The organism is Streptomyces pacificus, assembly GCF_011766325.1.
Taxonomy (GTDB): Bacteria; Actinomycetota; Actinomycetes; order Streptomycetales; family Streptomycetaceae; genus Streptomyces; species Streptomyces pacificus.
Genome location: NZ_BLLG01000003.1, coordinates 483,846 through 496,599 on the forward strand (window position 1 = coordinate 483,846; position 12,754 = coordinate 496,599).

Genomic DNA, 12,754 nt, shown 5'->3' on the forward strand with positions numbered 1-12,754 from the left:
GACGGCGGTGAACGGATAGTGGGGTGCGTTGCTCACGGTGCGGCTCCAGGGGTTCCGGCGGTGGTCGCAGCGGGGAGGCCGGGTGCGCCCGGCGGGACGAACGGCAGGCCCGGGGGCGCGCCGCCCTCGATCAGGCGGAGCAGCGCGTCGGTGTCCGCGTGCTCCTCGACGAGGTCGCCGAGGCGGTCGAGCTGGGCCTCGCGCAGCGCGGCGAAGGAGGTGCCGGGGGCGGGGACGAAGCGGCGGCCCGCCGCCGCGGCGACGGCCCGCAGGAACGCCCGGCGGAACCCGTCGCCCTCCAGCGACCCGTGCCAGTGGGTGCCCCACACCTGGCCGACCCGGCAGCCGTCGAGGAAGGCCTCGCCACCGAGCACCTCGGCGACACCGTGGTGGATCTCGTACCCCTCGACGGGCTGCCCCAGCGCCTCGCCCGACGGGCGGGCGAGGGTCTTCTCCGCGGCGAACCGCACCCGGACCGGGAGCAGCCCGAGCCCCGGCACGGCTCCGGCCCGCGACTCGACGCCGTCGTCGATGTGCTCCCCGAGCACCTGGAAGCCGCCGCAGATGCCGAGTACGGGCCTGCCCTCGGCGGCCCGCCGGGCGAGGGCGCCCGCGAGACCCCGCTCGCGCAGCCACTCCAGGGCGCGCACCGTGCCCCGGGTGCCCGGCACGATCACCAGGTCGGCGTCGGCGAGTTCCTCGGGGCGGTCGGCGAAGCGCACGACCACGCCCGGCTCGGCCGCCAGCGCGTCCACGTCGGTGAAGTTGGACATCAGCGGCACCGCGCAGACGGCCACGCGCAGTACCTCCTCGCCGACCGGCGGCGCCACCGCCGGCTCCCGCACGGCGCCGCGCAGCGAGATGCGCAGCCCGTCCTCCTCGTCGATGCCGAGCCCGTGCGCGTACGGCAGCACGCCGTACGTCCGCCGCCCGGTGAGCCCGCGCAGCATCTCCAGCCCCGGCTCCAGCAGCGAGACGTCGCCGCGGAACTTGTTGACGAGGTAGCCGGCGACCAGCTCCTGGTCCTCGGGGGCCAGCAGCGCCGTCGTACCGAAGAACTGGGCGAAGACCCCGCCCCGGTCGATGTCTCCCACGACCAGCACGGGAAGCCGCGCGGCGCGGGCGATGCCCATGTTGACGAGGTCGGTGCGCCGCAGATTGATCTCCGCGGGACTGCCGGCGCCCTCGCAGATCACCACGTCATGGGTGGCGCGGAGCTCCTCGAGGCAGGCCGTCACCGTTTCGAGCAGCGCCTCCCGGCGCCCTCCGCGCAGTACTCCTGCGGAGATGTCCCCGGCCCCGTCCGGCATGCCTCCGGGGGGCCGGGCGTCCTGCTCCGGCCCCGCCGGGTGCTCCGGCCCCCCGAAGAACCCGCGGGCGCTCAGCTCGCCCACCGGCCGGCCGAGCAGCACGACCTGACTGGTGCGGTCACCGCCCGGCTTCAGCAGCACCGGGTTCATCAGGGCCGTCGGCTCCACCCGGGCGGCCTGCGCCTGCATGGCCTGCGCCCGGCCGATCTCGGCACCCTCACGGGTGACGAAGGAGTTGAGGGACATGTTCTGCCCCTTGAAGGGGGCGACCTTCACACCCCGGCGCACCAGCCAGCGGCAGATCCCCGCCGTCACCACGCTCTTGCCGGCGTCCGACGTGGTCCCGGCGACCAGCAGCCCGCCCCCGCTCATGTGCGCCTCCGCCGCAGCGCCCCGGCCGCCAGGCGCCCGCCCGCGCACACCGCGAGCGCCAGCCCCCCCACGCGCGCCGAGAGCCGCACCGCCCGCTCGATGTCGGCGGTCTCGACGGCCCGTCCGTCGTCGCCGTTGAGCACGGGCCGGTGCTCGACCCGTCCGCCGTAGGACAGCGTCCCGCCGAGCCGTACGCCGAGGGCCCCGGCGAACGCGGCCTCCACGGGGCCGGCGTTGGGGCTCGGGTGCTTCGCTGCGTCCCGGCGCCAGGCCCGGACCGCACCGCGCGGGTTGCCCCCCGCCACGGTCGCCAGCGCCGCGGTGAGCCTGGCCCCGGGCCACCCCGCCAGGTCGTCCAGCCGGGCCGACGCCCAGCCGTACCGCCGGTAGCGGGGGGACCGGTGGCCCACCATCGCGTCCAGGGTGTTGACGGCGCGGAACCCGAGCAGGCCAGGAACCCCGCCGATCGCGCCCCAGACGAGAGCGCCCACGACGGCGTCCGAGGTGTTCTCGGCGACGGACTCGACGACGGCGCGGGCGATGGCGGGGCCGTCCAGCTCCCGGGGGTCGCGCCCGCACAGATGCGGCAGCCGCTCCCGTGCGGCGCCGAGGTCCCCGGCCGACAGCGCCGCGCCGACCGCGCGTGCCTCCCGGCCCAGCGTGGTGCCGCCGACCACGGCCCAGGTGGCGGCTGCGGTCAGGGCGAAGGCGGCGCCGCGCGACCGGCGCGCCCAGGTCGTGGCGAGCGCTCCCGAGGCGACCGCGGCTCCGGCGCACACGGCGGTGTGCAGGGCGCCCCAGCCTCGGTGGTCGTGCCAGAGCCCCCGCTCGACGGTGGCGGCCGCCCGGCCGAAGACCGCGACCGGGTGCCCGCGGCGCGGATCGCCGAGGAGCAGGTCGCCGGCCAGCCCGGCGGCGGCGCCGCAAGCGAATGTGATGTCAGGGCGCGGCGGAGCCGGCCCCCCTGCTTCGGCAGGCATGTGCGTCCTCACTCAGGGTCCGCGCCCTGGCTCGACGTGACCGGCGGCGAAGAGTTCCTGGCTCCGGGGTGCTCCCTGGTGCTCCGCGAGGGAGCGCACCCGTGACAGTGGCGGGACCGCGCCGGATTCGCACCGGCTTCCTCTTCTGCTGCCGTGAATGGCCCCGGAAGTCCACCACGGGCCCCGAACGCCCGTCAACTCGCCGTTGACCTGCGACAGGACGGGGCCCCGCCACTCGCGGCGCCGGTGCGGGACGCGGTGGCGGGCGGTGTACACGAGCGGGGCCGGGCCCGCCCGGCAGGCGGGTCCGGCCCCGGTACGAGGCCGTGCCGCGGCGTCAGGCGACGATCAGGTAGATCCCGAAGGCCACCGCCGCGGCGCAGAGTGCGAAGCAGGCGTACGCGCCCGCGCGGGCGAGTCCGGCCGAGCCGCCCTGCGCGGCTGCGGCCTCCTGCTTGGAGAGGCCCGCGATGCCCACGGTGAACAGGCCCACGAGGGCGACGGTCACGATGAGGCTCACGCCGAAGACGGAGCCCAGAGCTGCCCAGTCGATCTTCATGTCGTTCTTTCCTTACACCGTGGCGGCGGGCGCCGGAGCTGACTCGGAGGACGGGGCCGCGACGGTGGCCGTCAGCGCCCCCGGGGCGGCCGGGGCGGTCCCGGCGGCGGCCGGCGGCTCGGACCCGGGCCCGGTCACCGGGGCCGCGGCGACGCCGGCCGGGGGCGGGGAGACGGCCGCGATGGCGGTGGTGACGACGCCCGCGGGCTGGATCTCGTCGTCGGTGACGTTGGTGTGGTCGACCGGCTGGCGGCGCGAGATCGCCCAGATGGCTCCGGAGCCCGCGACGAGCAGCACGGCCACGGCGGCGATGCCCCAGGTGCCCTGCTTGGTCAGGAACTCCGCTGCGGCGGCGACGAGGGCGGCGGCGGGCAGGGTCAGGCCCCAGGCGACGAACATCCGGGTCGCGGTGGACCAGCGGACCGCACCGCCCTTGCGGCCGAGGCCGGCGCCCATCACGGCCCCCGAGCAGGACTGGGTGGTGGAGAGCGAGAAGCCGAGGTGCGAGGACGCCAGGATGACGGTCGCCGCGCTGGTCTGCGCGGCGAAGCCCTGCTGCGGCTGGAGGTCGGTCAGCCCCTTGCCCATGGTGCGGATGATGCGCCAGCCGCCGAGGTAGGTGCCGAGGGCGATCGCGACGCCGGCGGAGACGATGACCCACATCGGGGGGTTCGAGCCGGGCGCCAGGACGCCCCCGGTGACCAGCGCCAGGGTGATGACGCCCATGGTCTTCTGCGCGTCGTTGGTGCCGTGGGCCAGGGACACCAGGCCGGCCGAGGCGATCTGCCCGGCGCGGTAGCCCTTGGAGGTGGACCTGTTCTCGGTGGTGCCGCCGATCCGGTACGTCAGCCTCGTGGCGACGAGGGCCGCCAGGCCGGCGACGAGGGGAGCCGCGACGGCCGGGATCAGGACCTTGGTGACGATCGTGCCGCCGTTGACGGCCGAGAACCCGGCGGACATCACGGCCGCGCCGATGAGGCCGCCGAAGAGGGCGTGGGAGGAACTGGACGGCAGGCCCAACAGCCAGGTCAGCAGGTTCCAGAGGATCGCGCCGACCAGCGCGGCGAAGATCACTTCTGGGCGGATGCCCGCCTCGTTGATGATGCCGCCCGAGATCGTCTTGGCGACCTCGACCGAGAGGAACGCGCCGACCAGGTTCAGCACGGCGGACATCGCCACTGCCGCCTTCGGTCTCATCGCACCCGTCGAGATGGTCGTCGCCATGGCGTTGGCGGTGTCGTGGAAGCCGTTCGTGAAATCGAACACGAGTGCTGTCACGACGACAATCGCGAGCAGCAGGGTGATGTGCTCCATGAACCGGGTACCCAGGCAATCGTTCGGATGGTAGTGGCGCGGGTGAACGTAGGGTTATCGAGTGAACGGAAGGTGAACTCGGAGGGGCGGCGGAGTGTCTCCAACTGGGTGGAGAACCCTCCGCTTGTGTCCGCGGCGGCACCCCCGCGCCGCCGGGTCGGGTGCGCGCCGCCCGCGATCACCCCGAACTGGGGGCCTGTAGCGGCCCCCGGCGGCCGTCCGGCGGCCGTAGAGGGATCCGGCGGCGTCGCGCGGGGGAACGGCGGAAGAGATTCTGGTCACTTCCCAACTCCCCGCGGCGAATTCCGGCCGGTCGGCCGCTCCGCGGTGCGCGCGGGCGGTGCGGATCGGCCGCCGCGCTGGGCGTCCCTGCCGTGCTCGCCGTGCTCACCGTACGTGCCATGGCCCTTGGTGTTCACGCCGGCGGTGCTCGGGGCGGTGCACGAGGCGGTGTTCGGGCTGCGCGCGCCCGCCGTGCCCTCGTGCCCGGTTCCCGAGGACGGCCGTGCCTGCCGCGCCGAGGCGGTCCCGGTGTCCGCGCTCGCGGTGCCCCGGGCGTGCTGACCGGGCCCCCGGTGCTCGGGGCGCCCGTATCCGCCGTGCCCTCGGCGCCTATCCCGTCGCGCCGGCCTCGTCACGCCCGCGCCGACGCTCTGGGTGCCGGTGCCGGTGCCGGTGCCGGTGCCGGTGCCGGTGCGGGTGCCCGTGCCTTTGCCCGCGGCAGTTCGCCGCCTCCCCGCCGCTGCCCCCGCCGGCCCGGGCTGACAGGATCGCCCGTATGACCGAAGCGGAGCAGGAAGCGATATCCAGGGCCTGGTCGGACCTCGTGGCCATCGCCCGCAGAACGGTCTCCGACGGCCTTGTCGTCGGGACCTCGGGCAATGTGTCCCTGCGCGTCCCCACCGGCACCGGCGACATCGTGCTGGCCACCCCCACCGGGGTGCACTACGACCGGCTCACCGCCGCGGACGCCGTCGGTGTCCGGCTCGACGGCCGGCAGGTCCTCGGCGAGCTCACGCCCACCAGCGAACTCCCGATGCACCTGGCGATCCACCGCACCACCGACGCGGTGGCCGTCGTCCACACCCACGCCGTGCACGCCACCGCCGTCTCGACCCTCGTCGACGAACTGCCGCCGATCCACTACATGGCGGCGGCCCTCGGCGGCCCCGTACGCGTCGCCCCCTACGCCCTGTACGGGACCGACGAGCTGGCCGCCGGCCTGCTGCGTGCCCTGGAGGGCCGCACCGGTGCCCTGCTGCGCAACCACGGAACGGTCACCTGCGGAGCCTCGCTCGAGCAGGCATTCGACCGCACGGCCCAGTTGGAGTGGATGTGCCGTCTGTGGCTCGCCGCTCGCTCCGTCCCCGGGCACACCCCCGCCCTCCTCTCCGAACCGCAGCTCCGCGAGGCCGCCGACAAGCTCCGCGGCTACGGCCGGCACCGCTGACGTCACTCCCGCCGCCCGGTCCGCTGGCACCCCGGCGCGGACCTCACCACACTGGAACGGTGCGCCCGGCAACAGCGGCGGCAGCGGCCGTCACCACCCTCATCGGCCTCGGCGCGGCCGCACTCGCCGCCGGCCGGTACGCCGGCGACGCCGCGCTGAAGGCCCCCTTCGGACACCCGCTGCCCGGCGAGGGGCGGCTCACCGTGCACGCCACCGGACCCGGCCGGGTCACCCTCACCCGCAGCCTCGTCTCCCGGCGCCCCGGCTCCTACGGGCTCCGCGGGCACGGTGTGCACGCGGTCGCCGGTCCCGTGCTGGACCAGGTGCCGCACGCCGCCGACACGGTGGTCCGCCGGTTGGAGCGGGTCGAACGCGGCAGCCTCGAACCCGGCGCCAAGGTGCGGCTCACCCCCCAGCTGCACGTCGGCGACCCGGGCAGCGCACTCGGCATCGACCACGAGGACGTCGAGATTCCGGGCGAACTCGGTTCCCTGCCCGCCTGGCTCGTCCCCGGCCCCCGCTCGACCTGGGTCATCGTGGCGCACGGCCTGGGCACCACGCGCGAGTTCACGATGAACCTGATGCCGTTCCTCGCCGAGCAGCGCCTCCCCGTGCTGGCGCCCGCCTACCGGGGCGACCCCGGTGCCCCGGCGCCCCCCGACGGCCTCGGGCACCTCGGCGACTCCGAATGGCGCGACCTCGACGCCGCCGTGCGCTTCGCGGTCCGCGGCGGCGCGGACCGCGTGGTCCTGCACGGCTGGTCCACCGGTGCGTCCATGGCCCTGCACGCCGCCGCCGGCTCCGCGCTGCGCGAGCGGATCGCCGGACTCGTCCTGGACTCCCCGATCCTGGAGTGGGAGACCACCCTGCGCTCCCTCGCCGCGGCCCGCCGCATGCCCGCCGTCCTGCTCCCGCTCGCCGTACGGGCCGCACAGGGGCGCACCGGACTCCACGGCGACCGGCTGAGGGCGGCCGCCGACCCGGATGCCCTGCGGGTACCCACCCTGGTCTTCCACGGCCCGGACGACACCATCGCCCCGTGGGGCCCGTCCCGGGAACTGGCGACCCGCAGGCCCGACCTGGTCAGCCTGCAGACCGTGGCGCATGCCCCGCACGCTTCGATGTGGAACGCCGACCCGGCCCGCTACGAGGAGGCGCTCCGGCGCTTCCTCACCCCCCTGGTCTGACGGCCGTCGGGGGCAGCCGGCTTGCCGCCGGAGCCGTTTCCGCCGCCGGCACGTGCCGTTCGCCCGGAGCCGTCCGGAGCCGTCCGGAGCCGTCCGGGGCCACCCGCAGCCGTTCCGCCGCCGGCCGCGCCGATCGCCGCCGGCACACACCGCCCGTCCCGGTGCCCGCCGCCGGTCCTCGGTAGCCGTTCGGTACCTGTTCGATAGCTGTTCGGTACCCGCTCGACGGCCGCTCGGCAGGTTCTCCGACGGCCCCTCGGCCCGGGTTCCCCCGTTCCGATTGGGCTTTCGGGCCGACAGCGGGGAGACTGCTCCCCGTGACGTCCCGTAACCTGCGCGACTCCAGGCTCCGTCTTGTCCGCCCCCGGCCCACCGCCACGGCCCCCCGCACCGCGACGAACAGGCGCACGCGCCCCGCTCCGCGCCCGCCCGAGGGAACCCCGCCCACCGCGGAGCTGGCCGCCGAGGCACGCGAGGTCCTCGCCGACGCGGTGCGTGTCGCCCGCTGGGCGGCCGCCCGTCAGGCCGAGGGCAGCGCCGCGGACCGGGACCGGGCCGCAGGGGACCTGCGCCTGACACCGGGACAGGTCCACACGGGATGGGACCGGGCCCGGCTCGCCGGGCTCGTGGAACTCCACGGGGGCACGGCACGCCCCGGCTGGCGGCTGAACGCCTGGGACCGGGACGACACCGCCGTACTGCGCGGCTGGGTCGCCCTCTTCGACGCCTGGCCCCTGGTGCGCTCCGCACCCGCCGGTGTGCCGCCCGGCGCCGTGGCCGAGGCGGTGGAGGCCGTCCCCCAAGTGCTCTCGCTCCTCCAACTGTCCGCCGGGCCCGTGCTCCTGCCGGCCCTGCTCGATCTCCTCCGGCAGCGGGTGGCGGAACTGCGCGAGGAGCGCTGCGAGGTGCCCTACGGGCCCGGGCAGGCCGACGCACCCACCGGGGCCCCCACCGCTGCAGCAGCCCCTGCGGGGGCCCCCGCAGGGGCTGCCACCGACGCGGCCGACGCGGCCGGCCCGCCCGAGGGCGTACTCCCCGCCCTGCTCGACTGGGCCCTGGAAGGCCTCGCCGCCGTCGGCGCGCTGACCCTCGGCGAGGACCACGCCACCCTCACGCCGCTCGGCAACTGGGCCGTGTGGGTCAAGCTCGAGCAGATCTGCGTCGCCGCCCAGAGCCCCGCGGGCCACATCGAGCAGTCCGCCGAGGAGATGCTGCGGGGCTGCGCCCGGCTCAGCCCCGGCCCCGCCCGCGCCGAATACCGGGCCTGGCTCGCCGCCCGCGCGGTCTCCAGCGCGGTCACCGAGCTCGTGGCGGCCGCCCGCGGTGAGGACGCCCTGCTGCGAGGACTGGCGTTCGAGGCACTCCGCGTCGTGGGTGCGGCCGCCGAGGCCGATGTCCGCGCCGCCGCCAATGAGCCGTCGCTGCGCCCCTACGCCCTGCTGTGGCTGGCCGAGTACGAGGGAGCCGATCCCGACGACGCCGCCGAGGCGCTCACCCGGGAAGAGGCGACCTGGCTCTGGGTGGACACCGCAGCCGCCGTCGCCGACCACGGCGAGAGCACCCTGCTGGTGCGCCATCTGGACGCCGCGGTGCAGGGCACCGTCCCCGCCCTGCTCGACGAGGTGCGCGCCGTCGGCCATCCGCGCACCGTGCAGGTCCTGGTCGCCCTCGCGGCCGCGCACCCCGACCCGGCCCTGGCGAAGGCCGTCAGGCGGGCGGCGTTCCAGGTGCACACCGGCGGTTCCTGACCGGGGGGCTCCGGCCCGCCCGCGGGCGGGCCGGAGCCCCCCGGTCAGGACCACGAAAACCGGTTGCCCGGCCCCGGTAGACTGGCCGCATGGCAATTCTCCTCATGGATTAGACGGCGTCGAAGCATCCGCGCGCCCGTCGTCCTTCCGCCGTCCCATCCGTCCTGGAGTCTTTCCGTGATCACCGCTTCCGGCATCGAGCTTCGTGCCGGCGCCCGCATCCTCGTCGAGTCCGCCACCTTCCGTATCGCCAAGGGCGACCGCATCGGCCTGGTGGGCCGCAACGGGGCGGGCAAGACGACCCTCACCAAGTGCCTCGCAGGCGAGGGCATCCCCGCCGGGGGCCAGATCGCCCGATCGGGCCAGGTGGGCTATCTGCCGCAGGACCCGCGCACCGGCGACCTCGACGTGCTCGCCAGGGACCGCATCCTCTCCGCCCGAGGCCTCGACGTCCTCATCCGCAAGATGCGCGAGAACGAGCACCGCATCGCCACCGGCAAGGGCGCCACCCGGGAGAAGGCGCTCAGGCAGTACGAGCGCCAGGAGACCGAGTTCCTGACCAAGGGCGGGTACGCGGCCGAGTCCGAGGCGGCCACCATCGCCGCCGCGCTCAACCTGCCCGACCGGGTACTCGGACAGCCGCTGGGCACCCTCTCCGGCGGCCAGCGGCGCCGTGTCGAACTCGCCCGGATCCTGTTCTCGGACGCCGACACGCTCCTGCTCGACGAGCCCACCAACCACCTCGACGCCGACTCGGTCATCTGGCTGCGCGACTACCTCAAGACCTATCGCGGCGGCTTCGTGGTCATCTCCCACGACGTCGAGCTCGTGGAAACCGTCGTCAACAAGGTCTTCTACCTGGACGCGAACCGCTCCGTGATCGACATCTACAACATGGGCTGGAAGCTGTACCAGCAGCAGCGCGAGGCCGACGAGAAGCGCCGCAGGCGCGAGCGCCAGAACGCGGAGAAGAAGGCCGCGGCGCTCAACGCGCAGGCCGACAAGATGCGGGCCAAGGCCACCAAGACCGTCGCAGCGCAGAACATGGCCCGCCGCGCCGAGCGGCTGCTCGCGGGCCTGGAGGAGGTACGCCTCGCCGACAAGGTCGCCAAGCTGCGCTTCCCCGAGCCCGCGCCCTGCGGGAGGACCCCGCTGACGGCGGAGGGCCTGTCCAAGTCCTACGGCTCGCTCGAGATCTTCACCGATGTCGACCTGGCCATCGACAAGGGCTCCCGGGTGGTCGTCCTCGGCCTCAACGGCGCGGGCAAGACCACCCTGCTCCGGTTGCTCGGCGGGGTGGAGAAGCCCGACACCGGCGAGGTCTTGGAGGGTCACGGGCTGAAACTCGGCTACTACGCCCAGGAGCACGAGACACTCGACCCGGACCGTACGGTCCTGGAGAACATGCGCTCCGCCGCGCCCGACCTCGACCTCGTCGAGGTCCGCAAGGTGCTGGGGTCCTTCCTGTTCTCGGGCGACGACGTCGACAAGCCGGCCGGGGTGCTCTCGGGCGGGGAGAAGACGCGGCTGGCGCTGGCCACTCTGGTGGTCTCCTCGGCCAACGTCCTGCTGCTCGACGAGCCGACCAACAACCTCGACCCGGCCAGCCGCGAGGAGATCCTCGGCGCACTGCGCACGTACAAGGGAGCGGTCGTCCTGGTGACCCACGACGAGGGCGCGGTCGAGGCCCTGCAGCCGGAGCGGATCATTCTGCTGCCGGACGGGGTCGAGGACCTCTGGGGCAAGGACTACGCGGATCTCGTCGCGCTGGCCTAGTGCCGACTCGGTGCCGACTCGGTGCCGGCTCAGCACGGCGTCGGCCGGGGCGTGCCCGTCAGGGAGCGGCGAGGCGTCCGGTGCGGCGCCGGCGTCCGGCGCGGCACCGGCGTCCCGTGTGGTGGATCGCGAGGCGCCGGATCGGCCTCGTCGTGGCCCTGCCCGGTCGGTTCGGCACCGTGGCGATTCCCCGGGCCGTGCGCTTCCCGGCCCGCCCCCACCGGGCGCCCCGGCCCCCGCCTGCGGGCGGAACGGAACTGCTTTCGCAGCACACGCCCCGGTGGAATCGCCGATTCCGGCGCTCTGCTGCGCCTGCACCACCCGGCGGGACGCCGCACAGGTGAGGGGGCGCAGCGCGGGACCCGCTTCCCGGGACCGCCGTGCGGGGCTGCCGGGGCGGGATCCCCAGGATGCGCTCCGGCACGGGCACATACCCTGCCGGGAATCGGGGGAGCCGGGATGATTCGCCCCGAATGCTCCACTCCCTATGGATCATTCGGCTCAGCCCCGGTCCTTCATCTGGGTGAGCGCGTCTCGTACCCCGGCGTGGCGATCCGCCGCGGCGCGGCGCCACCCCCACTGGCCGGCAATGCCGGCCTGGACGTCCCTGACCTGGAATTTCAGCCTCCGGACCGGGGGAACATCCAGTCGGCGACCATCGGAATACTCCCTTCCGGCAGTGCTGGAGCGCGCATCGCCGCCGAAGCTCGTCGTATGGACCTTGTCGAATGGGTGGCCATGAAGCCCGGTAGGGGTGATCATGAGAGTCCAGAGCGCACTTCCCATGAGGAGGCACGGGTGGCCGAGACTCTGAAGAAGGGCAGCCGGGTAACCGGCGCCGCGCGCGACAAGCTCGCGGCAGACCTGAAGAAGAAGTACGACTCCGGTGCGAGCATCCGGGCGTTGGCCGAGGAGACCGGCCGCTCCTACGGATTCGTCCACCGGATGCTCAGCGAGTCCGGAGTCACGCTGCGTGGACGCGGCGGGGCGACGCGGGGCAAGAAGGCCGCTTCGACCTGACGTCCCCGTATCCGAGCGTGGTCTGAGGCCGACCGGTCTCCGGTGTCGGCCACCCGGCTGATCTCGCGGTCGACCGGGTGGTTACTGTGCAGTCACTTGACGCTCACTGCACTGACCGCACCGGAACCGGAGGCGCCTCATGACTTCGCTGGACTCTGTGCTCGACAAGAACGGCGTACGGCTCACCGTCGAAGACGCGGTGGCCACGGTGACCCTCACCAACCCGACCAAGCGCAACGCCCAGTCTCCCGCTCTCTGGCGGGCGTTGGCCGAGGCCGGGCGGTCCCTGCCGGGTACCGTGCGGGTGGTCGTGCTGCGCGGCGAGGGCAAGTCCTTCTCCGCCGGGCTCGACCGGCAGGCCTTCACGCCGGAGGGATTCGACGGCGAGCCGTCGTTCATCGATCTCGCACGCGGCTCGGACGCCGAGCTCGACGCCGTCATCGCCGCATACCAGGAGGCGTTCACCTGGTGGCGCCGCAACGACATCGTGTCCATCGCGGCGGTCCAGGGGCATGCCATCGGTGCCGGGTTCCAGCTCGCCCTCGCCTGCGACCTGCGGGTCGTCGCGCAGGACGTGCAGTTCGCCATGCGCGAGACCAGCCTGGGCCTCGTCCCCGACCTCACGGGAACGCACCCGCTCGTCTCGCTCGTCGGCTACGCCCGTGCGCTGGAGATCTGCGCCACGGGCCGCTATGTCCAGGCCGACGAGGCGGAGCGAACCGGACTCGCGAACCTCGTCGTTCCCGCGGAGGAGCTCGAGGCGTCGGTTCGGGACCTGACCGCCGCGCTGCTCGCCGCACCGCGTGACGCGGTGATCGAGACCAAGGCACTGCTGCGCGGCGCGACGTCTCGCGCGTACGAGGAGCAGCGCACCGCCGAGCGGGCCGCGCAGGCACGCCGCCTGCGTGACCTGGCGGGCCTCGCGGACTGACCGGCCGGGGCAGCGGCCTGCGGCCGGACCCGCTGGTGGGGCCCGCGGGCGGGGCCTGGGGGTGGGGGGCCCGCCAGTGCGGCCCGGCTGAGGTCCGGAACCGGGGC

At 74.6% G+C, this 12,754-nt stretch carries 11 protein-coding genes and 1 riboswitch; of the genes, 7 read left to right on the plus strand and 4 right to left on the minus strand.

The annotated features are described in order from the left end of the window. Positions 1–32: 32 nt before the first annotated feature. The 4 genes from SCWH03_RS07210 to SCWH03_RS07225 form a co-directional block, all read right to left on the minus strand. Complete coding sequence (locus SCWH03_RS07210; protein ID WP_173263287.1) at positions 33–1,682, minus strand: cobyric acid synthase; 1,650 nt, start codon at positions 1,680–1,682, stop codon at positions 33–35. Beyond that, entirely contained in the window at positions 1,679–2,662 is a 984-nt protein-coding gene (locus tag SCWH03_RS07215) for a cobalamin biosynthesis protein (protein WP_173263288.1), read from the minus strand. Before SCWH03_RS07215 ends, SCWH03_RS07210 begins: the two co-directional genes overlap by 4 nt. A 31-nt stretch (positions 2,663–2,693) precedes the next feature. Further along, positions 2,694–2,853, minus strand: a riboswitch (cobalamin riboswitch). 146 nt (positions 2,854–2,999) lie between these two features. Further along, entirely contained in the window at positions 3,000–3,221 is a 222-nt protein-coding gene (locus SCWH03_RS07220; protein WP_173263289.1) for a hypothetical protein, read from the minus strand. Positions 3,222–3,233: 12 nt separating this feature from the next. Next, positions 3,234–4,535, minus strand: coding sequence for an inorganic phosphate transporter (locus tag SCWH03_RS07225; protein ID WP_173263290.1), 1,302 nt, complete (start codon positions 4,533–4,535; stop codon positions 3,234–3,236). A 411-nt stretch (positions 4,536–4,946) separates the two neighbouring features. Between SCWH03_RS07225 and SCWH03_RS07230 the strand changes: the two genes are divergently transcribed. The 7 genes from SCWH03_RS07230 to SCWH03_RS07260 all read left to right on the plus strand — a co-directional run bounded on the left by SCWH03_RS07230 (position 4,947) and on the right by SCWH03_RS07260 (position 12,647). Then, positions 4,947–5,099: a hypothetical protein gene (locus SCWH03_RS07230; protein ID WP_173263291.1), complete on the plus strand. Its 153-nt coding sequence runs from the start codon at positions 4,947–4,949 to the stop codon at positions 5,097–5,099. Between the two features lie 214 nt (positions 5,100–5,313). Then, entirely contained in the window at positions 5,314–5,985 is a 672-nt protein-coding gene (locus SCWH03_RS07235) for a class II aldolase/adducin family protein (protein ID WP_173263292.1), read from the plus strand. Positions 5,986–6,044: 59 nt separating this feature from the next. After that, positions 6,045–7,172 carry an alpha/beta hydrolase gene (locus SCWH03_RS07240; RefSeq protein WP_173263293.1) on the plus strand — a complete coding sequence of 376 codons (1,128 nt, stop codon included), beginning with the start codon at positions 6,045–6,047 and terminating at the stop codon, positions 7,170–7,172. A 317-nt stretch (positions 7,173–7,489) separates the two neighbouring features. Beyond that, positions 7,490–8,920, plus strand: a complete 1,431-nt coding sequence (locus SCWH03_RS07245; protein ID WP_173263294.1) for a hypothetical protein — start codon at positions 7,490–7,492, stop codon at positions 8,918–8,920. A gap of 177 nt (positions 8,921–9,097) precedes the next feature. After that, complete coding sequence (locus SCWH03_RS07250; protein WP_173263295.1) at positions 9,098–10,696, plus strand: ABC-F family ATP-binding cassette domain-containing protein; 1,599 nt, start codon at positions 9,098–9,100, stop codon at positions 10,694–10,696. Between the two features lie 798 nt (positions 10,697–11,494). Continuing rightward, entirely contained in the window at positions 11,495–11,716 is a 222-nt protein-coding gene (locus SCWH03_RS07255; protein ID WP_017948860.1) for a helix-turn-helix domain-containing protein, read from the plus strand. Between the two features lie 139 nt (positions 11,717–11,855). Next, positions 11,856–12,647: an enoyl-CoA hydratase/isomerase family protein gene (locus tag SCWH03_RS07260; protein WP_173263297.1), complete on the plus strand. Its 792-nt coding sequence runs from the start codon at positions 11,856–11,858 to the stop codon at positions 12,645–12,647. Positions 12,648–12,754 lie beyond the last annotated feature (107 nt).

Coding starts and splice junctions, on each gene's coding strand:
- SCWH03_RS07210 (WP_173263287.1), bottom strand. CDS start 1,682: ATGAGCGGGGGCGGGCTGCTGGTCGCCGGGACCACGTCGGACGCCGGC.
- SCWH03_RS07215 (WP_173263288.1), bottom strand. CDS start 2,662: ATGCCTGCCGAAGCAGGGGGGCCGGCTCCGCCGCGCCCTGACATCACA.
- SCWH03_RS07220 (WP_173263289.1), bottom strand. CDS start 3,221: ATGAAGATCGACTGGGCAGCTCTGGGCTCCGTCTTCGGCGTGAGCCTC.
- SCWH03_RS07225 (WP_173263290.1), bottom strand. CDS start 4,535: ATGGAGCACATCACCCTGCTGCTCGCGATTGTCGTCGTGACAGCACTC.
- SCWH03_RS07235 (WP_173263292.1), top strand. CDS start 5,314: ATGACCGAAGCGGAGCAGGAAGCGATATCCAGGGCCTGGTCGGACCTC.
- SCWH03_RS07260 (WP_173263297.1), top strand. CDS start 11,856: ATGACTTCGCTGGACTCTGTGCTCGACAAGAACGGCGTACGGCTCACC.